This window comes from Glaciimonas sp. GG7 (assembly GCF_052976905.1).
In genome coordinates, this window is the sequence record NZ_JBRIIQ010000005.1 from 62,394 (window position 1) to 83,770 (window position 21,377).

Consider the following 21,377-nt stretch of genomic DNA (forward strand, 5'->3'; position numbering starts at 1 on the left):
CTCCAAGAGGCGGGAGGGTGAATAAACAGAACTAACAACCAACGCTGCATTGCCCATATTGAGGCGCAGGGTTGCTAATCGATGGCATGACATTTGCATTTGCCTTGCTCAAGCGCAATGACGACACGAAAAAGCAGAAAGTCGAATTCTCGCAGATATGCGGAAAATGTGGGGGCGAAATGACCCGAAAACGACCTGAAAAACATGGAATACAACAATGGCTGTCAACGTTTTTGATATGTCACAAAAGCGTAATCAAATTGATTGGTGCCGGAGTGGTGCGATTCTCGGGATATTTCTTGCCATTGTTGCGGATCGCGGGCCGGAAAGAAGGCGTCGCAGTCGAAGCATTTGTCGATTTCGGTGACGATCATGCGTGTGCAGAGAGCTTGTGCGAGCTTGTAGATTTCTGCGCCGCCGATGATGAAGGCCTGTTCGCCGTTGGTCTGCTGTTGCGTCTGATGAACTAAAGCGGCGGCTGCCTCCAGCGAAGTCACTGTTTCGACGCCGTCGTGATGCCAATCCGGGTTACGGCTGATGACGATGTTGCTACGGTTGGGGAGCGGGCGACCGATGGACTCAAACGTTTTGCGCCCCATGATGATCGGATGACCTGAAGTGGTGCGTTTGAAATGCGCCAGGTCTTCAGGCAAATGCCAGGGCAGCGTGTTCCGAATGCCGATGCCATTGTGGGCGTCTGTTGCAACAATGATAGTGAAAATAGTGGGCATAAAGGGTACAGGTTTGGGCGATGGGGGATTTTAATGGATATCGGGGTTCTCTAAGAAATATCTTGGCAGTCCAAGATTGGGGCGGTTAAAACCACGTCATCTTTCTATATGAGGACTTATCAAAATGAACTTTGTCTCCTGAGAATGTTCTTAATGGATTGCTAATTTACTTATTGGCAATTGAGAAGTATCTCGGTTTCTATGTGTGCTTATTACAGAAATTTCTTTTATGTTGGAAAATTTTTCTGATTACAATAATCACACACATGAGCACGCAAATGTGACGTATCGCATAGCGCGGTCAGTCAGGAAGTCCTGTCAAATAATCGAACACCACAGCAGTACCAACCGGGAATCCAATGCCATTACCCATTTTTTATCTGGTGAAATCGTGTTTTTCTGCACCTAAGCGTGCAATGTTAATGTCGGCATGTATGGCGGTGACATGTTTTTTGCCTAGTCTCAATGCATCTGCTTTTGGTTTTAACGATGTTGCCCAGCGCGCCAAAGAATTGTCGGCGAAGGCATACATTAAGCCGGTCTCGAATGTGCCAAAAGAGATCGATGATCTCAGCTTCGAGCAATATAAAGATATTCGATTTAAACCTGAAAAGTCCCCTTGGAAGAATGCCAAATTGCCATTTGATCTGGCTTTTTTTCATGAAGGGCATTTGTTTGATCAACCCGTAAAAATGCATGAAATCAATGGCAATGTGGTGCGTGATATTCGCTTCGATCCGAATAGTTTTGACTATGGTGCAAATAAGATCGACGCTGCTGGCCTGAATAAACCCGGCGCGCTCGGATTTGCCGGGTTTCGAGTCCATTCTTTAATCAATAGCAGCACTTATAAAGATGAAGTGCTGTCGTTTTTAGGGGCGAGTTATTTCCGTGCGGTGGGCAAGGATCAGGGCTATGGGTTATCGGCGCGCGGGTTGGCGGTCGATACGGCATTGAGCTCGGGAGAGGAGTTTCCGCAGTTCGTCGAATTTTGGATACAGCGCCCCAACGCGGGCGAAAAACAGGTGACGATTTACGCGCTACTGAATTCGCGGCGGCTCACCGGTGCGTATAGTTTTGTCCTCAAGCCCGGTGTCGATACCGCCATTGATGTCAAGGCGCAGCTCTATTTACGCGAGAGTGTCGGCAAGTTGGGCGTAGCGCCGCTGACCAGCATGTTTTTTTATGGCAAAAATCAGCGCTCGCAAACTGAAGATTATCGGCCCGAAGTCCATGATTCCGACGGCTTGCTGGTGGCGTCCGGGTCGGGTGAGTGGATCTGGCGGCCATTGGTCAATCCCAAACGCCTGCTGGTGACGTCTTACACGACGAGTAATCCGGTCGGTTTCGGTCTGATGCAGCGCGAGCGCAATTTCTCGGCCTATCAGGATTTAGACGCGCGCTATGAAAAACGTCCAAGCGCCTGGGTGCAGCCGAAAGGACGCTGGGGCGCGGGGCGCGTGGAATTGGTCCAGATTCCGACGCCGGACGAAACCAATGACAATATCGTGGCCTATTGGGTGCCGGATAAACCACCGAAAGTGGGACAGCCGTATGTCATTGAATACACCTTGTTGTGGCAAAAAGAGGCTGAAATGCGCTCGCCTTTAGCGTCGGTCATGCAGACCCGTCGTGGCAGTGGCTTTCAGATTAAACCGGATGACGCCGTCAATCTGTTGGTGGATTTTGAGGGGCCTGCTCTCAAAAAATTAGCGGCCGATAAGAAGACCGATAAAACCCCCGACGCGATTGTCAGTGTCGACGATAACGGCAAGCTGTTGAGCAGCGACGTGGTCCGCAATGAGGTGACCGGCGGCTGGCGTGTCAATATCAGAGTGCGCCGAAATGAAGACAATAAACCCGTTGAATTGCGCGCTTTTCTGCGCAATGGCAATACAACTTTATCTGAAACGTGGAGTTACATATTACCGTCCAACTAGCCCACAAAGCCGCTTTGCCGGAGAACGAAGAACACTCTCTTGCCGCAGCTTATCTGGAACGCCTTGCGCTGTCACCCGGACAGCGTACGGCGTTATCCGAACGCACGCATGGCGCCACATCGGTAGGGGAAATAGCGTCCTTGCATCTGGCATTAGCGGATATGGGTGGTGCTGATCCTGAGGCTGATGTTGCTAATCCGGCCTACGCATCTGTCGCCCATCGTTTGCGCCTGGCTTACGGAGCGCCGCCCGATAGCGACGCATTCAAGGTAAAAAGCGCCGCGCCGGAAGTCATTACCGACGCCGCTGGCCGCACCCGGATCACGCTTGCCGTGCCGCTCAATCGCACGCCCATCGTCGCGCATCCGTGGGGAACGCTCAATCCCTTAGTGCGCTGGATCGAAAACGCGAATCATGCCTTTGATCGTCGCCCCGGTCTGAAGTCCAGACGGCGTGCAACTGCCAGGGAAGCTGCGCAAGAAACCAGCGTCTTACAGCCGGTTGCCAAAGAAAAAAATCACGACCCCGGCGCAGTCCTGGGCCACAACGGCAATCTGCGACGCATCGTCCTGATCGCATTGATGCTGGCACAGACGGTGCTGGCGACGTATTTCATGAGCACAGTGCTGCCGTATCACGGCACTAAGCCGATGGAAATGCTGACCTTGGCCTTGTTTGCGATTCTGTTTTGCTGGGTCTCGGCGGGATTTTGGACCGCGATGGCAGGTTTTCTGGTGCTCATGCGGGGCACGGATCGCTACATTATTTCACGCGAAGAGGCAGCGCCCGGACCGATTCCGGCGACCACCAGAACCGCGATCGTGATGCCGATCTGCAATGAAGATGTGACGCGGGTTTTTGCCGGTTTGCGCGCGACGTTTGAGTCGGTGAAGCAGAGTGGCGAACTGGGACGTTTTGATTTTTTTGTCTTGAGCGATAGCGGCGACCCCGATATCTGCACCGCAGAACTCGATGCCTGGGTCACCCTGTGTCGCACGCTGGGTGCTTTTGGACGGATTTTTTATCGGCACAGGCGGCGTCGGGTCAAGCGCAAGAGCGGCAATATCGATGACTTTTGTCGACGCTGGGGCGCGAATTACGATTACATGATTGTGCTAGACGCTGACAGCGTCATGAGCGGGACTTGCCTGACTACGCTGGTGCGTTTGATGGAAGCCAATCCAAGCGCCGGTATCATCCAGACCGCCCCGCGCGCGGCTGGGCGCGATACCTTGTATGCGCGCATACAGCAGTTTTCAACGCGGGTGTATGGGCCGTTATTTACCGCCGGTTTGCATTACTGGCAATTGGGTGAATCGCACTATTGGGGCCATAACGCGATTATTCGTCTGGCCCCGTTTATGGCGCATTGCGCATTGGCCCCCTTGCCCGGCGAAGGTTCACTCGCTGGTGAAATTCTGTCGCATGATTTTGTTGAAGCCGCCCTGATGCGCCGCGCCGGGTGGGGGGTCTGGATTGCCTATGATCTGGCCGGTAGTTTTGAGGAAATGCCGCCGAATTTGCTCGATGAACTCAAGCGCGACCGCCGCTGGTGTCAGGGCAATTTGATGAACTTTCGGCTGTTTCTGGCGCGTGGCATGCACGGCGTGCATCGGGCGGTATTTGTCACCGGTGTGATGGCGTATTTGTCGGCACCGTTATGGTTCGGATTTTTAGTACTTTCGACCGTATTGTTGGCGATGCACACCCTGATTGTGCCGGCATATTTTGTCACGCCCGGCCAGCTATTTCCGGTCTGGCCGGAATGGCATCCAGAGCAGGCGCTGATGTTGTTTAGCGCGACGGCGACCTTGTTGTTTTTGCCGAAAATTCTCAGCGTGGTCTTGATCTGGGCCAAAGGCGCTCGTGAATTTGGCGGCGCGTTGCGACTCACTGCCAGCATGCTCATTGAATTGCTGTTTTCAATGTTGTTGGCCCCGGTGCGGATGTTATTTCACACCCTGTTTGTCGTGGGTGCATTTCTCGGTTGGTCGATCAGCTGGAAATCGCCGCCGCGTGAAGATACCGAGACGACCTGGAGCGAAGCGTATCGACGCCACGGCTGGCATACCGCGCTGGGCGTGGTGTGGGGCACGGGCGTGTATTTTCTGGAGCCGTCCTATTTATGGTGGTTGTTGCCGATTGTCGGCTCTCTGGTGGTGTCGATTCCGCTATCGGTTTTTTCCAGCCGGGTGTCGTTGGGGCGCAGCTTTCGCCATGCGCGCTTATTTGTGATTCCGGAAGAGGTCAATTTGCCGCCTGAACTGGCGGCGACGACGGCTTATAACGCCGCTGGCAGACGCTTAGCCGGGTTCGTTGAGGCGGTGGTCGATCCGACGATCAACGCCTTGGTCTGCGCCGCCGTCACGGCGCGTCCCAACATCCCCGCTGCGAGTCTGGCGGCCCATGCCGCATTGGTGCAATGCGCGTTGCTAGAAGGGCCTGCCGGTTTGTCGCCGCGTCAGAAAAGCGCGCTGTTAGACGATCCGCTGATGTTGTCGCAATTACACTTCGCCGTGTGGAGTTCGCTCAACGCCCATCGCCAATGGCGGGAACGGATTGTGATGTAAGTCGGGTATGCCACTTTTTGCGTGTTATTGCAGTGCGTGCCAGGTAACAACTGTTACCAAACTATTCCGCCAGGCTTGAGGCTACGGCTGGGATTGCGTCTAAAATACACCCTTCGTTTATACATTCGAATTATTATTTATTTGCCAATATTTGGGCCGCAACGAATTCTCAAATTCGTTGCTGCAAAAAACCGACCCTGCTGCTTTTTTTGTTTATTTTCCCGCGTACCGATGACAGTTGATCTGAATAAAAATCCCCCGTCCATTTCTCAGGATGCCTTCCGCACATTTCCTCGCAGAGGATTCATCGCGGGATTGTCTCTTGTGATCATTCTCAGCGCGAGCGTCGTGCTCAGGCAGGTATTGGCGCAGCAGCCGAAACCTGCTGCGATCTTGCAGGCTGGAGCGGCAGATACGATCAATCCACCAGCGCCGGTCAAGTTTGATACCGTGACCATTCAACGCGGGGATATCTTGCAGACCGTAGAGGCGGCAGGTAAATTGCAACTGTACAAATATGCTGATGCGAATGCGCAGGTTGTCGGTCAGATTAAGGATGTTCTGGTGGCCGTTGGCGATACGGTAAAAGCAGGCAAGATGGTGGTTGAGATTGATCCGACCTTGCAACCGGCCAAGGTTGAAACCAATCGGGCCCAAATGGCACGGCTACAGGCTGAACTGGCCGATCAGCGCGCCCAGATGGATTTTGCCGAGTTGCAATTCAATCGGCAGACGCAATTAAAAGCACAAAACGCCACGCGTGAAGAATCCTTTGAATCGAGCCGGATGAGTATGTCTTCGGCCAGCGCCAGAGTGGACGCGATTAACGCGCAAATCCGCCAGGTTGAGGCGACCTTAAAACTCGACGAAGAAAGTCGTCAGCACACCCAGGTGTTGGCCCCGATTTCCGGCACCGTGGTGTCGCTCAATGCACGTCCCGGACAAATGGTGGGTGCGCCGCAGCCGGCGACGGCGTTGATGCGGATTGCCGATCTTTCCAAAATGACGGTGCAAGCTCGCGTGGCCGAAATTGATGTCACCCGCTTGCGGCGCGGCATGACTGCCAATTTCACCACGCCCGGCTATCCTGGCAAGCAATGGTCGGGCAAGCTGCGGCAAGTCATTCCGGTGCCAGCCGATGGCACTGGCGAGCAAGGCAAGCAGACTTTTTATAACGTCTTGTTTGAAGTCGATAATGCCGAGCAGGAATTGATGAGCGGCATGAGCACGCAAGTCCAGTTTATTGTTGCGCAAGCTCAAGGTGTGGTGTTGATACCGATTAAATTATTGGGCAATCCCGATGCTGACGGTTTGTATAGCGCCAATGTATTGAGTGCTAACTTGCAACTCAGTGTGCGCAAATTGACGATTGGTTTGCGCAACGAGCAGCAAGCCGAAGTGTTATCCGGTCTGGCCGTTGGCGAACAAATGCTGGTCGGGCCGGTGCCTGCTATCCTGCTCAAGCCGAAACAAATAAAGCCGATCGTGCCTGGCGTGACTGAAAATGTGACCAATACGTCAGCTAACACCAAAGTACTTCCTTCTGCGGCGTTGCAAACGTTGACTCAAAGTCCTGCGCCAGCTAGCGTTGCAGAGGGCAAAAGCACGGCATCGGGGGCGCGTTAATGGTGGCGCTCATGAGATGCACGATGCGCCGTCTGTTTTCTTTTTTTCATCTGAAATTTTCGTCAGCCCCATCCTCCTCCTCGCTATTGTTGGGCCTTATGTGCGCCGCCTTAGCCGGATGTGCGCATAAAATCCCGCTATCGGAACCGCCTCCGGCGGTAGAAATGCCCGCTGGCTGGACCTTGAGCGGGAAAGCCGGCGATCAGGAATGGCCCGATAACGATTGGTGGAAACGCTTCGGCAGCAATGAGCTGACCGAGCTGGTTAATCAGGGGCAGAAAAGTAATCTCGAAATCGCCGCAGCGCTTTCACGTGTGCGCCAGGCTGAAGCGCAGGCGCGGATTGCCGGTGCGCCGTTGTTACCGGCTGCTGACTTTACTTTAAGTGGTAATCGCGATTTGCCGCTGGCCCATAGCGGCAGCGCCAGCACCTCAACTAATGGAATGTTTGAGGTCAGTTATGAAATCGACTTCTGGGGCAAAAACAAGGCCAGCCTTGCTGCGGCGCAAGCTTCGTTAAACGCCAATATCTATGATCGCCAAACCGTCGCATTGACGGTCACCAGCGGCATCGTGTCGACCTTTTTACAAGTGTTGTCATTGCACGACAGGCTCGACATCGCGCACGAAAACGTCGCCAATGCAGAACGCGTGCTGGTTCTGGTCGATGCGCAAAGCAACGCCGGGGCGGCGTCTCCGCTGGATTTGGCGCGCCAACGCTCCGCTGTGGCCGGGCAAAAAGCCTCGATTCCCGATTTAATGCAGCAAGAGCGTGAGGCCCAATCGGCATTAGCCATTTTGCTGGGACTCTCATCGCAAAACTTCAAGGTCGGCAATCATGGTCTCAACACCATCACCTTGCCGGATGTCACGCCAGGCTTGCCGTCAGAACTGCTCTCGCGTCGGCCCGATATCCGACGGGCCGAGGCCCAACTTGCCGCAGCCAATGCCAACGTCGCAGTGGCACGTGCGGCGTTGTTCCCGAGTATTCGACTGACTGGTTCAACCGGCGCACAAAGCAGCGCCTTGCTATCGTTGTTCAATGGCCCGAATTTACTTGCCAACGTTGGCGCATCGTTGGTGGCACCGATTTTTGATGCCGGACGTCTCAAGAGCGAACGTGATTTAGCCATCGCGCAAAAGCAAGAGTTGGTGCAGCTTTACCGCTCGACCGTGATTGCCGCGTTGTCCGAAGTCGATACTGTGCTGGGTCAAATTCGTAGCTTAGACGAGCAGCGGGTGTTGAAAACAACGGAAATGGAACAGGCGCGGTTTGCGTTTAATTTGTCTGAAATCCGCTATAAAGTCGGCGCAGAAGATTTGATGACCGTGCTCGATACCCAGCGTGCGCTATCGGACGTGCAGAACGAATTAGGGAAGCTGAAATTGAAGCGCTTACAGGCGACGGTGTCTTTGTATAAGGCGCTTGGGGGCGGCTGGCAGGATGACGCCAGTATGCAAAAAGTCAGCGAATAGGACATCGACAGGCTGCCAGAGTACGCATTGCCAAGTCAGGCGCGGTATGCAACAAAAATATGCAACGTCGGGAAGAACGAATGATTCTGGAAACGGCGGCGGAAAGACCGCCAATTGATATTCCGCGAATATGCGCTGCACTGCATATTCGCGGATTAGGGTTTAGCGTTTTTTGTCTGACTTTACGGTAAATTTTAAGTAATTAGCGACCATCCTCGGTACTGTATCTTGGGCTTGACTGAACACTATGGGGGGATGATCCTGTTTAATCGCACCTATCGTGCTCGAATACCCTCCATCAACAGCTATTGCAAAATTCGATTTTGACAATCGATTTATCCGTGCCATGACTTGTGCCAATGATGCCAAACTATAACCTTGTACATTACGTTCCCTGGCAGGGGCGAGGACTAGCCTGATACGGTTTTCAGGATGAGGATAATTCGGCAAACTCATGCATGCACGCGGATTTAGAACCAGAGCATGAATCACTGATCCAAATCCGATTCTATCGCCATCTTTAATAGAAAAAATTGGAGGAAATTTAAATCTGGGATCTTCATCCAACATTTTTTGCGTGATACACGGGACCCCCTCTTCGGCTAAAACAGGCCACAGTTGTATGCTGGACCTGTCAGCAAATACAATTTCTATGGCAACATCCTCATACTCCGATGGTATCGGAGCACAACGAATCTCTTTTCCATCTGAGATGACTTTTCCGATGGGCGTCCCTAGTGGATAAGGACAACCACGATCTTCATGCTTAAAGTAGCCGCCGTTGATAAACACCGTGGTTCCAGAATTTTCCTCTCCATTATTTTCATTAAGCAGTTCAGCAAGATTAACCAAGTTACCATCTGGACTATTAACAACACTGCCGGTAAATTTGGGATCAAGGGAAAACCAGACAAGTTCCTGAAAATCTGGTGGTTGCTCTAAATCGACCACTCCCGTTAGTTCGAGCTTCTTGGTATTCCCTTCAAAAGCACACCTTAATCCCACTTGTTCAAAATCTTTTCTTGAACCCCTCAATTTGACAAGAACAGCCATTTTGTCCAGGGCTTTTACACTGATTATTTCACGTACGCGCTTTCCTATCTTTTTTGCTTCAAAAACAGCTTCAAGTTGATCGACAACATTTTTAACATTACGAAACCTCGAGGGTATAACTGAATCATTAGCACCTGCCTTCAAAGGTAGAAAAGGCACCATTGGAATTCCGCCAGACGAAAAAATATATGACATGTCATCCTTTTTGAATAAATAAAGTTACGCAGCCTGCAGCGTATGAAGTTGAAAACAGACCTACCATGTTAGACAAAATCGGCAATTCTGCACGATAACAACTCGCATCATCACTAACAAATCGCTCATTGGGATAAAGGCCTCTTGGAGCGATGGGTGATTTGGTGCTGCGTTCAATACGGAGAATTTCCCTTGCATTGAAGGCACTCCATAGCGGACATGAAGAAATCTGCATCCCGATACAAGCAACACAAAAAGTGCGTAGCAGTCTTACCAGATGATAGGCGGGGATGGCGATAAGGCCATTGAACAAGGTTTGGCAAATGCCGTCTGGTACAAATGCGCGCTGACACGGCCGCAGATGAAAGGCTTGATGCGACGTCAGGATGCTGCCGCAATTTAGGGATACGCTGATGTGGTTTAGCCTGATCGCCACATCCGGCGTGCTGGCGTACCTGACCTGGAGCACGCTATGTGTGATCCGTGCTTTTATACTCTGCGGCACGATACGCCGGTCCGGCGCAGTCTCGCTATAAGGACAAATATTGACCAATCTGTCGAGAATTTGCGTGCCGGTCCAACTGCCGTTTTCAGGCCAAAAAAACTTAAACGGCCATTGGTGCTGTCAAGGCCGGGTGATGCTGATAATCAACCAATGAAAAATCAGACGGTTCTATTTTTTCTAGCCATTCTGGTTCGTACCGTCCTGTCGCCGCAAAATCAGGAACACGATCAGCAATCACTAAACTTGGCGCAGCGTATGGTTCACGCTTTAATTGTTCTTGCAGCATATCGAGATGATTTTCGTAAATATGTGCGTCGCCAATAAAATAGGTAAACCAGCGCGGCTTATAGCCTGTCAATCGGGCGACCAGATGCAGTAGGGCCGCGGCCTCAGCCAGATTAAACGGCGCGCCTAAACCGATATCATTGCTTCTGATGTACAAACACAGCGAGATTTCTTTAGTCGCCGCATTGGGCAGGAATTGATAGAGAAGATGGCAGGCCGGAAGCGCAACGGCGTCTAAGTCGGCGCAATTCCAGCCATGAAACAAGATACGCCGACTGCCGGGGTTGGCGATGATGGTGTCGAGGCAATCGCGCAGTTGATCGATGGCTTTGTATAGCAGCACCTTTTCTTGCCCGTCATCTTGTACGGAAGAGATCAGTTTGAATCCATTTTTCTGCGCATCCGTGATTTGCGCAGCCTCCGTTGTCGCCAGTAGTTTGTACGCAGGCCATGCGCGCCACTGAACGCCATACACCGGGCCCAAATCGTCTTCGCCGAGTCGATACGGGTTGGCTCGCCACGTCGCATTTTCATTGGCGTTCTGATCCCAGACTTTGCAGCCTAGTGCACGAAAATCTGCCGCACTTCGCGATGCTCTGAGAAATCCGCACAGCTCCCCGACGATCGACTTAAAAGCCAGTCTTTTGGTGGTGACAGCAGGAAATCCTTCTTTCTGAAGATCAAACCGCATCATCGCGCCCGGCATGCTGATGGTTCTGATGCCTGTGCGGTTTTCTTGCCAACTTCCGTTGTCAAGAATCATCTGTACGAGGTCGAGATATTGCTTCATTTACATTTTCTCCGGCGCGCTACAAGGCAAAAAGTGCCGTCAGCTATTTTTTTATGCAACTGACAGTATACCGATTGGATGTCGATCTTTAATAGAGGTTTGAGAGTCGTGTTGCGGGAATAATGGGGTAGGCCTTGTAAAATTGAAAACTTCGCTGAAATGCTTTCTTTTTGTTACAAAATGAAAGGCCGGAAAGCGTGAATTTCAGAGGTTTTTTCTGTATCGTAAGCGATGGACTTTTGACCCGCCAGATGTTGTTATTCGGGTTTTAATTATTTTTTATTTGCGTGTCAATGTCTATGGTTGTCATAGATGGCTGCCATAGATACGCGCACTACTTTCAGGAGATATGATGCTTCGTTCAGAAACGCTTTTTGGTAAGCGCGAAACCCCCACACCGACTTCCCCTCTCGGATCATCGAACAGCTTGTCGTCTAATAGCCCTTCCAGTTTTGCTAAACCGATTAATCCAGTGAGTACACCTGCAGCAGTTCCCCCACAGTCAAGCGCTTCGAGCACCAACGAAGGCGGCAGCAAGCTCATCGTCGGTCCGAATATCAAACTGAAGGGCGTAGAAATTACCGATTGCGATACCTTGGTAGTTGAAGGACGGGTTGAAGCGACGATGCATTCGCGCGTCATTCACATTGCCGAAAAGGGCGCTTTCAAAGGTTCTGCTGAAATCGATCTGGCTGAAATCCATGGTGAATTCGATGGTGATTTGATCGTCCGCGAAAAACTGGTGATTTATGCCACAGGCAAAGTCTCGGGAAAAATTCGTTACGGCAAAGTCGTGATTGAAGAAGGCGGCCAATTGATTGGCGAAGTCCAAGTAGTCGGTACCGCCCCATCTAAAGCAGCATTGACCCCGCCGGTAGCGGTTGCATCGACCACCGTTTAATTGGTTAATGTGTAATTAAAGTTTAACGTCAGATCCAGACTAACCCGGGCCGCTGTGAAAGCTAGCCCGGGTTTTGTTCGTCTGCTGCAGGCATGCGACAATAGCGCCTTTCGCCTACAGTGCGTTTCAGCACGGGCCATTTCTTCACAACAAGAAAAACATGAGCCATCCAGAATATATCCTTACCTTGTCCTGCCTCGATCAGCGCGGGATTGTGCATCGCGTGTCCGGTTTTCTGGCCGAATATGGTTGCAATATCATCGATTCAGCCCAGTTTGGGGATGCGCAATCGCAACTGTTTTTTATGCGCGTGCATTTTTCGTCAGAAAATCCGGCGATTGCTGATGAGGCGTTACGCACAGCCTTCGCTGCATTAGCAGCCAGCATGCAAATGAACTGGCAATTGAACGATGCGGCAAAAAAACCGCGCATGTTGTTGATGGTGTCCAAAATCGGGCATTGCCTCAACGATTTGCTGTTTCGTTACAAAAGCGGTTTGTTGCAGGTGGAGATTCCGGCGATTGTGTCTAATCACACCGATTTCTATCAATTAGCCGCCAGCTACAACATTCCTTTTCATCACCTGCCGCTGGCGAACGGCGCATCGGCTAGCGCTAAGCAGGCGCAAGAAGCCCGCATTTTGGAGCTGATCGAATCGCAAAACGTTGATTTGGTGGTCCTGGCGCGCTATATGCAAATTTTGTCACCAGCGTTATGCACGGCGTTGACGGGCCGGGCAATTAACATCCATCATTCTTTTCTCCCCAGTTTTAAAGGTGCCAAGCCCTACTATCAAGCGCATGACCGGGGCGTGAAGCTTATTGGCGCGACGGCGCATTTTGTCACCGGCGATTTAGATGAAGGCCCGATTATCGAGCAGGATGTGGCCCGGGTAGATCATGCGATGGCACCCGATACACTCACCGCCATCGGGCGCGATGTGGAATCTGTGGTGCTGGCGCGTGCGGTGAAATGGTTTGTAGAGCGCCGCATTTTGCTCAATGGCCATAAAACGGTGGTATTCAAGTAGGCGTTTTTGCCTGTTTCAGAGAAATACCCTGAATAGCAAAACAGGCACCTAGAGCGCCTGTTTTGCTATTCAGGGAGACTGACACCGACTACGAATTCATTTCTAAACTGATAATGGTCAATGCGCCGTCACATTTGTTAATCGAAAATTTGACCGCATCGCCAGACTTAAATTGATGCAGCATCTCGCTATCGCTGACGTTAAACGCCATTGTCATCGCCGGCATCCCGAAGTTGGGGATTTGGTGATGTTTAATGGTGATGGCGCTCTTGATCGGATCGACTTTAACGATCTCGCCATCGACCAATGGCAATGCACCGTTTTCATTCGGTTCATTCGCCATTTCTGTACTGGCAGGTTGATTGGTCGTGTCAGCCATGCTGGTTAAGGGGATGCCGATCAACAAAGTGGTCACAATGACCATTAAATTACTTAATAGGTACAGGTGATTCATTGAGAGTGATCCTTTCTGAGTAAGTCTGCAAAATCGTACTGTCTGCATCTGGGGGCTTAGTCTAAATAATGATGGGGCCTTACTTTATTCGACTAAGATTTTCCTATGCTCGGTGACAGAGGATAAAAAACAAACAAGTTTTACAGGTCGTTACTTGTTACTTAATCAGAAACATCGATCATTATTTACCAGCCATGACCTCAATCTGCCCCTTCATTCCCGCTTCAAAATGCCCCGGCTCCAGACAGGCGAAATCGACCGTCGTGACCTGATTAAACTTCCATATTAATTCCCCGGTTTTGCCCGGTGCTACGGTGATTTGATTGGCCTCGTGGTGCTGCATGGCCGGCATTTGTCGCATCATTTGAGCGTGTTTAGCCAGCTCGGCAGTATTTCCAATTACCATTTCATGCGCGAGTTTGCCATTGTTAGCGACGATGAATTTGATCGTTTCGCCTTGTTTGACACTGACATTAGCAGGGCTGAAGCGCATGTTGTCGGCCATGGCGATGTTGACGGTGCGGCTTGCTGCGCTGGCTTTTCCGGGCACGCCTGTTGCGCTATCGCTAGCAGAGTGTTGATGGGCATTATCGGCATAGGTCACGTTGGTGATCGTCAGTGCACTCAAGGCCAGAGCTGCAAAAAAAGAGGATGAAAAAGACGAAGAAGAGAAGGGTGTGTTCATAGTTTGTCGCTTTAATAGTAATGGAGTGAAATTAATCTTTGGACAGTCCGTCCAGAATCGGACAATCAGCCCGAGTATCCCCATGACAACTTGCCGCTAGCCGTTCCAGCGTCAGCTTCATGGCCTGCAATTCACTGATTTTTGTATCTAGCTCCCGCAGATGTTCTTGCGCTAGTTGTTTGACCTTGCTGCTAGGGCGCGACTGGTCTAGCCACAGACCGATGAGGGCGCTGATTTGTTTCATCGAAAACCCCAGTATCCGGCTTTGACGTATAAAGCGCAGTAAATGCACATCGCGTTCGGAGTAGGTGCGGTAACCGGCCTCGGTACGGATTGCTGCCGGAATCAAGCCAATCTCTTCGTAATGCCGAATCATCTTGGCAGAGACGCCGGAGGCCTGCGCCGCGCCGCCAATATTGACGCGCTCAGTATCCATTGTCGATCTCCTCCGAAGATGACATTGACCTATCTTTCTCCGGTTGCCAGCGCCGCAACAGTAAGGCATTACTCACCACGCTAACACTGCTAAACGCCATGGCCGCACCGGCTAGCACCGGATTTAAATACCCCAACGCGGCCAAGGGAATCCCAACCACGTTATAGGCAAAGGCCCAAAACAGATTTTGTCGGATTTTGTAATAAGTCCGGCGCGAGATCGTGATGGCATCAGCGACTAACGCCGGATCGCCGCGCATGAGGGTAATCCCTGCTGCATGCATGGCGACATCGGTCCCGGTCGACATGGCGATGCCCACATCGGCGGCGGCCAGGGCCGGTGCGTCGTTGATACCGTCGCCGACCATGGCCACGACCGCGCCGTTTTTCTTTAAATTGTGTATGGCGGCGGCTTTGTCAGCGGGCAAAATTTCTGCATAAATGTCAGTAATCCCGAGTTGTTTGCCAACAGCGTTGGCGCTGCCCCAATTGTCGCCACTGAGCATGGCGACCCGGATCGAGAGTTGCTGCAAGCGTGTAACAGCCCTTTTGGCCGAGGGTTTGACGCTATCGCCAAACGCCAATAATCCCCGCACAATTGGCTTGCCAACAACATCGATGGGAGTACTTGCACACCAGGAAATCGTGCGGCCATCTGCCGCCAATAAAGATGCGCGTGCCGCCAAAGGACCAAGATCAACGCCCAGCTCCTGCATCCAGCGTGTACTGCCGAGATAGTAGAGGTCTTGCTCAATACGTGCCTCTACGCCACAGCCAGCGACGGTGCGAACTTGCGTGGCGATGGGGAATGACAGATTTTGTGCCGCAGCGGCGGTAAGGACTGCACGCGCCAGCGGGTGCTCACTACTGCGTTGGACCGCTGCTGCCAGGGTCAGCAATGCAGTGGCATCGTCGCCGTCACCGTGACCCAGGCTAGCCTGATAAGCGATCAGGGTAGGGCGGCCAGCGGTCAGGGTGCCGGTTTTGTCGAAAGCGACGACGTTAATTCGATGGGCTATTTCGAGCGCTTCTGCGTCTTTGATCAAGATCCCGTAACGCGCCGCCACGCCAGTGCCGACCATGATCGCAGTCGGCGTTGCCAGCCCCAGCGCGCAGGGGCAAGCGATCACTAACACGGCGACGGCGTTGAGGATGGCTTGCTCCCAGTTACCGTTAGTGAGGCCCCAGCCGAGCAGGGTCAGCAAGGCCACCACCAATACAACCGGGACAAAAATTGCGCTGACCTGATCGACCAGACGTTGAATCGGCGCTTTAGCGGCCTGCGCCTGCTCAACCATACGAATGATGCGCGCCAAGGTGGTTTCGGCCCCTATCGCGGTAGTGACAACCAGCAGCACGCCCTCGCCATTGATGGCCCCGGCACTGACCTGATCATCCGGTTGTTTGGCTACCGGCAGGCTTTCGCCGGTGAGCATGGACTCGTCAACATGGCTGCGTCCTTCGGCAACCTTGCCATCGACTGCGATACGTTCTCCGGCACGTACCACGATGATGTCATGCACGCGCAATGCTGCGATGGCGACCTGATGATCTATCCCCTCACGCCGGACAGTCGCATGTTCGGGGCGCAAGGCCTGCAAGGCGCGAATCGCATCGGTGGTCTGGCGTTTGGCACGCGTTTCCAGCCATTTCCCGAGCAGCACCAAAGTAATGACCGCCGCCGACGCTTCAAAATACAAGTGCTGACCGGCCATTACGTGCAGATTCGGTATCAATAATTGATACAGCGATAGCCCAAACGCTGCACTCGTTCCGAGCGCCACTAGCACATCCATATTCCCGGTGCCAGCTTTGAGCGCACGCCACCCAGATCGATAAAACCGTGCGCCAAGCCAGAATTGCACGGGGGCCGCAAATAGAAGTTGCCACCAACCAGGCAATTGCCACTGGCTACCAAACACCATCAGCAGCATCGGCATGATCAACGGGGCGGTGAGAAGGGCGGATACGGCGACCGGCCACCAACTTGGCCATAACCAGTTTGAACTGGCCGATTGCGTTTGCGAGGATGCTGCGGTTGGCAACGCTGCCGTATAACCAGCGGCTTCGACGGCAGCGATGAATTGTTCAGATGACACCGCGCCGACCGTCTCGATGAAGGCGCTATCAGTGGCCAGATTGACGGTGACAGCCTGTACACCCGGAATTTTTTTGAGGGCTTTCTCCACCCTCCCGCTGCACGAGGCGCAAGTCATGCCCGTGATGGCGAGCGTCATTGCTTCTTGTTTAACCTGATATCCCGCTTGTTCTACGGCAGCCACCAACGCGCCAATAGCGGTCGTTTGATCGGAGGCGATAGTCGCCACCTCTGTGGCCAGATTGACACTGACATTCCTGACCCCGGCAACTTTGTGTAATGCTTTTTCGACCCGTCCAACGCATGACCCGCAATGCATCCCTTCAATGGGTAATTGAAATTCGGTCAGGTTATCGGTGCTGAGTGCGCTAAGAATGTTGTCCATAGAAAAGTCCCGCTAAAACAATGAGAATGAGACGATGATAGACCTTCCTACAATAGTAAGGTCAAGATACATTTTATCGATTGTTTCTTGAACGCCATACTGCTAAACCTTACAGTGTGCTGTGATGAGCGCCATGAAAAAAGCCAGATTTCTACAATGTAAAAATCTGGCTTTGCTGTTTGTGCGGCTTGTATCTTCGCGCTGAAAGCCTACGATAATATCCGACGCAACCAGCTACCGATATCGGCGACTTCTTGTACACACACTGAATGCTGCATCGGATACGTATGCCATTGAATCTGATACCCGAGTTGCTGCAAAATCTCTCGGGACTGTTCGGCCCGGTTGAGAACAACCACCGGATCAGCACTGCCATGCGCCATAAAAATCGGCGTGTCTTGATTGGCGGCGGAGCGCTCAGCCTCAACCTTGTCACGCAGCGGCAAATAGCCCGACAAACACATGATTCCTGCCAGTTTTTGTGGATAACGCAAACCGGTTTGCAAAGCCATTGCACAACCTTGAGAAAATCCGGCGATGACGATTTTGTCCGCAGAAATCCCGCGCGTAATTTCTTGCGCAATGAGCGCGTCAATCTGCGCCTGCGAATTGCGTAATCCGGCTTCATCTTCGCGCTTGACCAAATCGGCCGAAAAAATGTCGTACCAGGCTGGCATGACATGGCCGTTGTTAATAGTCACCGGCATAGTGGGCGCATCGGGAAACACAAAGCGAATGCCCGGACAGCCGTGCAGGTCCAGTTCTTTAACGATAGGCACAAAATCTGAGCCATCGGCACCCAGGCCGTGCATCCAGATAACGCTCGCCGTGGGTGTGGCCGAAGTGCTGATTTCTTGGGTATTGAGGAGTGTGGTCATGGAAACTGGATGCGTGAATAGTTAGACGGTGGGTGGGCGGAGTGCCGATTTGGGCCGAAATACCTTACAGATAGTCGCGTCGGTCTCAATATACGGACCGCCAATCAGATCGATGCAATAGGGAATGGCGGCAAAGATGCCAGAGACTTTTTGCTCGCCATTGGCATTCTTCAGACCTTCGAGCGTTTCCCGGATTGATTTCGGTTGTCCTGGCAGATTGAGAATGAGCGCGGCGTGGTCGGCAGTTTCGCGAATCACGGCAACCTGACGCGATAAAATCGCGGTCGCAACGAATTGCAGGCTGATTTGTCGCATTTGTTCGCCAAAGCCGGGTATTTCCTTGGTCGCCACTGCCAGCGTTGCTTCCGGGGTCACATCGCGCCGCGCCGGACCGGTGCCGCCCGTGGTGAATACCAGATCGCAATGATATTCATCGACTAAGGCAATCAGGGTTTGTTCGATTACTGCCTGCTCATCGGCGATCAGGCGGGTTTCTGCCATCCACGCACTGGTCAGCACGGCGCTCAACCAGTCTTGCAAGGCAGGAATCCCTTGATCTTGATAGACGCCGGTACTGGCGCGATCCGAGATCGACACCAGCCCGATTTTCAGGCGGCGTTGCTCTGAGGGAATTTTGTTAGAAATCGTCACGCTCATCGTCTTCATCGCTGATGTCGTCATCACCTTCGTTCGCATTTTTCTTGTTCAACTCTTTTAACAGTTGGAAAATCTCGCGATACGCCTTAGGCGGTTTGTTTTCAGCTTGCTCTTTGCGTGCGTTGCGGATCAAGGTGCGGGTGTGCTGTACATCCAGATCAGGATGTGCGGCCAGCAACAAGGTCAATGCGCCATCGTCTTTGAGCAGGCGATCGCGATGCCGTTCCAGCGCGTGCATGGACGCGGTATCGGCTTTCGACAAGCCTCTCCAGCTATCGAGCGTTTTCTGGATCTCGGCCAGTTCGTGCGGTTCTAAAGTCCGCATTTTTTTGCCGACATATTGGGTCTGGCGGCGACGGCCTTCGTGATCCTTGATTTGCTGGCATTGCAAGATGGCGTCACGCACATCTTCAGGCATCGGTACGCGTTTAACGCGGTCGCGCGATTCGGCGATCAATTCTTCGCCAAGCTTTTGCAGCGCAGTCATTTCGCGCTTCAGTTGGGATTTGGACGGGCGGTCGTATTCTTGTTCGAACTCGGTGGACTGAAAGCCGCAGGAGCCGCGATTTGGATTTGGCATGATGTAGGGGTAAAACCATTGTCTTTAAACGATTGCTATGATAACCGTTTTAGCATCAGGCGTTGTCGCTCATTCACGGCTCATTTGCCTGTTTTAAGGGCATTTTGATGCAGCAAACATGCGCTAAGTCATTGAATTTCAGAGAAATAGATATATTCCGTAATGATGGTAAAAAGATAAATTATTTAGTCTGAAAAATCACCGTATCTCCGATTGGGAATAGCCGGAAGCGATAAATAGCGCGAACCGCATGATCTTTTCAGCACCTATATTAGTTATCCGAAAGACTGAGTTAAACTGCGCAATCGACCGCGCTTTTGCGCACCAACCCTCACGTTCACTAAAGAAAACCAGCTCATGAGCGCATCCGTATTTATCCATACTCAAGACCAGTTACAACAACTTGCCCAAGACGTTTTGCGTTACGCACGAGAAAAAGGCGCTTCTAACGCTGCCGTCGATATCAGCGAAGGCAGCGGCCTCTCGGTCGGCGTGCGCCGCGGTAGCATCGAAACCATCGAGCAAAACAAAGACAAAGGCATGGGCGTGACCGTCTATCTGGGCGAAGAAGGCCACACCCGGCGCGGCAACGCCAGCACCTCCGATTTTTCGGCGCAGTCGCTCAAAGACACCGTGGACGCGGCCTATAACATCGCCCGCTTTACTGCCGAAGACGATTGCGCCGGTTTGCCCGATCAAGACATGCTGGAAATGCATCCGCGCGACCTCAAACTTTGCACGCCGTGGCTGATCTCCACCGAAGAAGCCGTGGCCTTAGCGCAACGTTGCGAAGCGGCCGCGTTTGCCGTCGATAAGCGCATCAGCAACAGCGAAGGCGCTGGCGTGTATGTCCAGCAATCGCATTTTGTGAGCGCCAATTCACGCGGTTTCATGGGTGGCTATCCGTTCTCGCGCCACACGTTGTCGGTCTCGCCCATCGCTGGCAAGGGCGGGAAAATGCAGCGCGATAGCTGGTATTCGTCTGTGCGCGATCCTAAAAAAATGGCCAAACCGGAAGCGGTAGGCCGCTATGCCGCTGAACGTGCGCTGGCACGTTTGAATGCGCGTCAACTTGATACCCGCAAATGCCCGGTCTTGTTTGAAGCGCCGTTGGCAACCGGCTTGCTAGGCGCTTTTGTGCAAGCGGTATCTGGCGGGGCGTTGTATCGCAAATCGACTTTTCTGCTCGATACCCTCGGCAAATCAGTATTCGCGCCACACATCCAGATCGTCGAAGATCCGCACATCGTCGGCGCAGTCGGCTCATCTCCGTTCGACGATGAGGGTGTCAAAACTCAGCGTCGCGACGTGGTAAAAGATGGCGTTGTACAAGGCTATTTCTTATCCACCTATTCAGCCCGCAAACTCGGCATGACGACTACCGGCAACGCTGGTGGTGCGCACAATCTGACTTTTGCTTCGTCATTGACCAAGCCGACTGATAACTTCAAGGCGATGCTGAAAAAATTGCATACCGGGCTATTGGTGACGGAATTGATGGGGCAGGGCGTTAATTACGTGACCGGCGATTATTCACGCGGTGCGTCCGGGTATTGGGTCGAGAACGGTGTGATTCAGTATCCGGTTGAGGAAATTACGATTGCCGGGAATATGAAAGAAATGTTGGCGCAGATTGTGGCTATCGGGGCCGATACGTTGACGCGGGGGACGGCGCAGACTGGATCGATTTTGATTGAGAGTATCACGGTTGCGGGGAATTGATTACAGCGTATTAAAGGCAGTATTTGTGAAACACCATAAAATCCGTTCGTACTGAGTAGGCAATACGTTACTCAGTACGAACGGATTTTTGAATTCAAATATCAACAGCCTGTTTCACGTCCAACCGGCCTAATGCGATTCCAGCTAGCTACATCATCAGGTACAGACGCACTCTGATCACATTGTGCAATCAAGTCTGCCAAAGCATAAGCAGGCCGTTTCGATTTCAACAGTACCCCTTCAGGGCGAATATCAACTGATAACTTGTCGCCAGGCACGACCTTGAGTTGGCTAAGTAGCTCCGCAGGCAAACAAACAGCAGCGCTATCACCCCACTTTTGAATTAAAAGTTCCATTTGTAGGTTTCCTTAATGTCGCTATT

General features: G+C 52.2%; 19 protein-coding genes. 8 read left to right on the forward strand and 11 right to left on the reverse strand.

What is annotated here, in order from left to right; translation table 11 throughout:
- Positions 1–224 precede the first annotated feature (224 nt).
- A complete protein-coding gene (locus tag ACVBEF_RS02855) occupies positions 225–731 on the reverse strand; it encodes a dihydrofolate reductase (protein ID WP_447122431.1) in 507 nt (168 codons plus the stop codon).
- Between the two features lie 359 nt (positions 732–1,090).
- Here ACVBEF_RS02855 and ACVBEF_RS02860 point away from each other — a divergent pair, with 359 nt between their 5' ends.
- From ACVBEF_RS02860 to ACVBEF_RS02875, 4 genes are all read left to right on the forward strand, one after another.
- Entirely contained in the window at positions 1,091–2,671 is a 1,581-nt protein-coding gene (locus tag ACVBEF_RS02860) for a glucan biosynthesis protein G (RefSeq protein ID WP_447122432.1), read from the forward strand.
- The gene (gene mdoH, locus ACVBEF_RS02865) at positions 2,644–5,241 is read left to right on the forward strand and encodes a glucans biosynthesis glucosyltransferase MdoH (RefSeq protein ID WP_447122433.1); all 2,598 of its coding nucleotides are present in this window, start codon (positions 2,644–2,646) and stop codon (positions 5,239–5,241) included. The genes ACVBEF_RS02860 and mdoH overlap by 28 nt, the downstream gene beginning before the upstream one ends.
- Positions 5,242–5,472: 231 nt before the next feature.
- Positions 5,473–6,867, forward strand: a complete 1,395-nt coding sequence (locus tag ACVBEF_RS02870; protein WP_447122434.1) for an efflux RND transporter periplasmic adaptor subunit — start codon at positions 5,473–5,475, stop codon at positions 6,865–6,867.
- Positions 6,868–6,878: 11 nt separating this feature from the next.
- Positions 6,879–8,342, forward strand: a complete 1,464-nt coding sequence (locus tag ACVBEF_RS02875; RefSeq protein WP_447122435.1) for an efflux transporter outer membrane subunit — start codon at positions 6,879–6,881, stop codon at positions 8,340–8,342.
- Between the two features lie 162 nt (positions 8,343–8,504).
- Here the strand turns inward: ACVBEF_RS02875 and ACVBEF_RS02880 are convergent, their stop codons facing one another.
- Positions 8,505–9,590, reverse strand: a complete 1,086-nt coding sequence (locus ACVBEF_RS02880) for a hypothetical protein (RefSeq protein WP_447122436.1) — start codon at positions 9,588–9,590, stop codon at positions 8,505–8,507.
- A 413-nt stretch (positions 9,591–10,003) separates the two neighbouring features.
- Between ACVBEF_RS02880 and ACVBEF_RS02885 the strand changes: the two genes are divergently transcribed.
- Positions 10,004–10,126, forward strand: a complete 123-nt coding sequence (locus tag ACVBEF_RS02885) for a hypothetical protein (RefSeq protein ID WP_447122437.1) — start codon at positions 10,004–10,006, stop codon at positions 10,124–10,126.
- Positions 10,127–10,195: 69 nt separating this feature from the next.
- Here the strand turns inward: ACVBEF_RS02885 and ACVBEF_RS02890 are convergent, their stop codons facing one another.
- Positions 10,196–11,170 carry a thymidylate synthase gene (locus ACVBEF_RS02890; protein WP_447122438.1) on the reverse strand — a complete coding sequence of 325 codons (975 nt, stop codon included), beginning with the start codon at positions 11,168–11,170 and terminating at the stop codon, positions 10,196–10,198.
- 352 nt (positions 11,171–11,522) lie between these two features.
- Between ACVBEF_RS02890 and ACVBEF_RS02895 the strand changes: the two genes are divergently transcribed.
- Positions 11,523–12,071 (forward strand): bactofilin family protein, encoded by a 549-nt coding sequence (locus ACVBEF_RS02895; RefSeq protein WP_447122439.1) that lies wholly within the window; start codon positions 11,523–11,525, stop codon positions 12,069–12,071.
- Between the two features lie 160 nt (positions 12,072–12,231).
- Positions 12,232–13,101 carry a formyltetrahydrofolate deformylase gene (gene purU, locus ACVBEF_RS02900; RefSeq protein WP_447122440.1) on the forward strand — a complete coding sequence of 290 codons (870 nt, stop codon included), beginning with the start codon at positions 12,232–12,234 and terminating at the stop codon, positions 13,099–13,101.
- An 88-nt stretch (positions 13,102–13,189) separates the two neighbouring features.
- On the opposite strand, the gene ACVBEF_RS02905 is transcribed toward purU, so the two are convergent.
- The 7 genes from ACVBEF_RS02905 to yjgA all read right to left on the reverse strand — a co-directional run bounded on the left by ACVBEF_RS02905 (position 13,190) and on the right by yjgA (position 19,273).
- Entirely contained in the window at positions 13,190–13,555 is a 366-nt protein-coding gene (locus ACVBEF_RS02905; protein ID WP_447122441.1) for a copper-binding protein, read from the reverse strand.
- A 181-nt stretch (positions 13,556–13,736) separates the two neighbouring features.
- Positions 13,737–14,240, reverse strand: coding sequence for a cupredoxin domain-containing protein (locus ACVBEF_RS02910; protein ID WP_447122442.1), 504 nt, complete (start codon positions 14,238–14,240; stop codon positions 13,737–13,739).
- A gap of 31 nt (positions 14,241–14,271) precedes the next feature.
- Positions 14,272–14,676 carry a Cu(I)-responsive transcriptional regulator gene (cueR, locus tag ACVBEF_RS02915; protein WP_447122443.1) on the reverse strand — a complete coding sequence of 135 codons (405 nt, stop codon included), beginning with the start codon at positions 14,674–14,676 and terminating at the stop codon, positions 14,272–14,274.
- Positions 14,666–17,158, reverse strand: coding sequence for a heavy metal translocating P-type ATPase (locus ACVBEF_RS02920; RefSeq protein WP_447122444.1), 2,493 nt, complete (start codon positions 17,156–17,158; stop codon positions 14,666–14,668). The genes cueR and ACVBEF_RS02920 overlap by 11 nt, the downstream gene beginning before the upstream one ends.
- Before the next feature lie 209 nt (positions 17,159–17,367).
- Positions 17,368–18,036, reverse strand: a complete 669-nt coding sequence (locus ACVBEF_RS02925) for an alpha/beta hydrolase (RefSeq protein WP_447122445.1) — start codon at positions 18,034–18,036, stop codon at positions 17,368–17,370.
- 21 nt (positions 18,037–18,057) lie between these two features.
- Complete coding sequence (gene mog, locus ACVBEF_RS02930; RefSeq protein WP_447122460.1) at positions 18,058–18,693, reverse strand: molybdopterin adenylyltransferase; 636 nt, start codon at positions 18,691–18,693, stop codon at positions 18,058–18,060.
- Positions 18,674–19,273 carry a ribosome biogenesis factor YjgA gene (gene yjgA, locus ACVBEF_RS02935; RefSeq protein WP_447122446.1) on the reverse strand — a complete coding sequence of 200 codons (600 nt, stop codon included), beginning with the start codon at positions 19,271–19,273 and terminating at the stop codon, positions 18,674–18,676. Before yjgA ends, mog begins: the two co-directional genes overlap by 20 nt.
- Before the next feature lie 357 nt (positions 19,274–19,630).
- On the opposite strand from yjgA, the gene pmbA reads away from it, so the two are divergent.
- The gene (gene pmbA, locus ACVBEF_RS02940) at positions 19,631–20,995 is read left to right on the forward strand and encodes a metalloprotease PmbA (protein WP_447122447.1); all 1,365 of its coding nucleotides are present in this window, start codon (positions 19,631–19,633) and stop codon (positions 20,993–20,995) included.
- A 101-nt stretch (positions 20,996–21,096) separates the two neighbouring features.
- On the opposite strand, the gene ACVBEF_RS02945 is transcribed toward pmbA, so the two are convergent.
- Positions 21,097–21,351: an AbrB/MazE/SpoVT family DNA-binding domain-containing protein gene (locus ACVBEF_RS02945; RefSeq protein ID WP_447122448.1), complete on the reverse strand. Its 255-nt coding sequence runs from the start codon at positions 21,349–21,351 to the stop codon at positions 21,097–21,099.
- Between the last annotated feature and the right edge of the window lie 26 nt (positions 21,352–21,377).

Coding starts and splice junctions, on each gene's coding strand:
- ACVBEF_RS02855 (WP_447122431.1), bottom strand. CDS start 731: ATGCCCACTATTTTCACTATCATTGTTGCAACAGACGCCCACAATGGC.
- ACVBEF_RS02860 (WP_447122432.1), top strand. CDS start 1,091: ATGCCATTACCCATTTTTTATCTGGTGAAATCGTGTTTTTCTGCACCT.
- ACVBEF_RS02870 (WP_447122434.1), top strand. CDS start 5,473: ATGACAGTTGATCTGAATAAAAATCCCCCGTCCATTTCTCAGGATGCC.
- ACVBEF_RS02875 (WP_447122435.1), top strand. CDS start 6,879: ATGAGATGCACGATGCGCCGTCTGTTTTCTTTTTTTCATCTGAAATTT.
- ACVBEF_RS02880 (WP_447122436.1), bottom strand. CDS start 9,590: ATGTCATATATTTTTTCGTCTGGCGGAATTCCAATGGTGCCTTTTCTA.
- ACVBEF_RS02885 (WP_447122437.1), top strand. CDS start 10,004: ATGTGGTTTAGCCTGATCGCCACATCCGGCGTGCTGGCGTACCTGACC.
- ACVBEF_RS02890 (WP_447122438.1), bottom strand. CDS start 11,170: ATGAAGCAATATCTCGACCTCGTACAGATGATTCTTGACAACGGAAGT.
- ACVBEF_RS02895 (WP_447122439.1), top strand. CDS start 11,523: ATGCTTCGTTCAGAAACGCTTTTTGGTAAGCGCGAAACCCCCACACCG.
- purU (WP_447122440.1), top strand. CDS start 12,232: ATGAGCCATCCAGAATATATCCTTACCTTGTCCTGCCTCGATCAGCGC.
- ACVBEF_RS02905 (WP_447122441.1), bottom strand. CDS start 13,555: ATGAATCACCTGTACCTATTAAGTAATTTAATGGTCATTGTGACCACT.
- ACVBEF_RS02910 (WP_447122442.1), bottom strand. CDS start 14,240: ATGAACACACCCTTCTCTTCTTCGTCTTTTTCATCCTCTTTTTTTGCA.
- cueR (WP_447122443.1), bottom strand. CDS start 14,676: ATGGATACTGAGCGCGTCAATATTGGCGGCGCGGCGCAGGCCTCCGGC.
- ACVBEF_RS02920 (WP_447122444.1), bottom strand. CDS start 17,158: ATGGACAACATTCTTAGCGCACTCAGCACCGATAACCTGACCGAATTT.
- ACVBEF_RS02925 (WP_447122445.1), bottom strand. CDS start 18,036: ATGACCACACTCCTCAATACCCAAGAAATCAGCACTTCGGCCACACCC.
- mog (WP_447122460.1), bottom strand. CDS start 18,693: ATGAGCGTGACGATTTCTAACAAAATTCCCTCAGAGCAACGCCGCCTG.
- yjgA (WP_447122446.1), bottom strand. CDS start 19,273: ATGCCAAATCCAAATCGCGGCTCCTGCGGCTTTCAGTCCACCGAGTTC.
- pmbA (WP_447122447.1), top strand. CDS start 19,631: ATGAGCGCATCCGTATTTATCCATACTCAAGACCAGTTACAACAACTT.
- ACVBEF_RS02945 (WP_447122448.1), bottom strand. CDS start 21,351: ATGGAACTTTTAATTCAAAAGTGGGGTGATAGCGCTGCTGTTTGTTTG.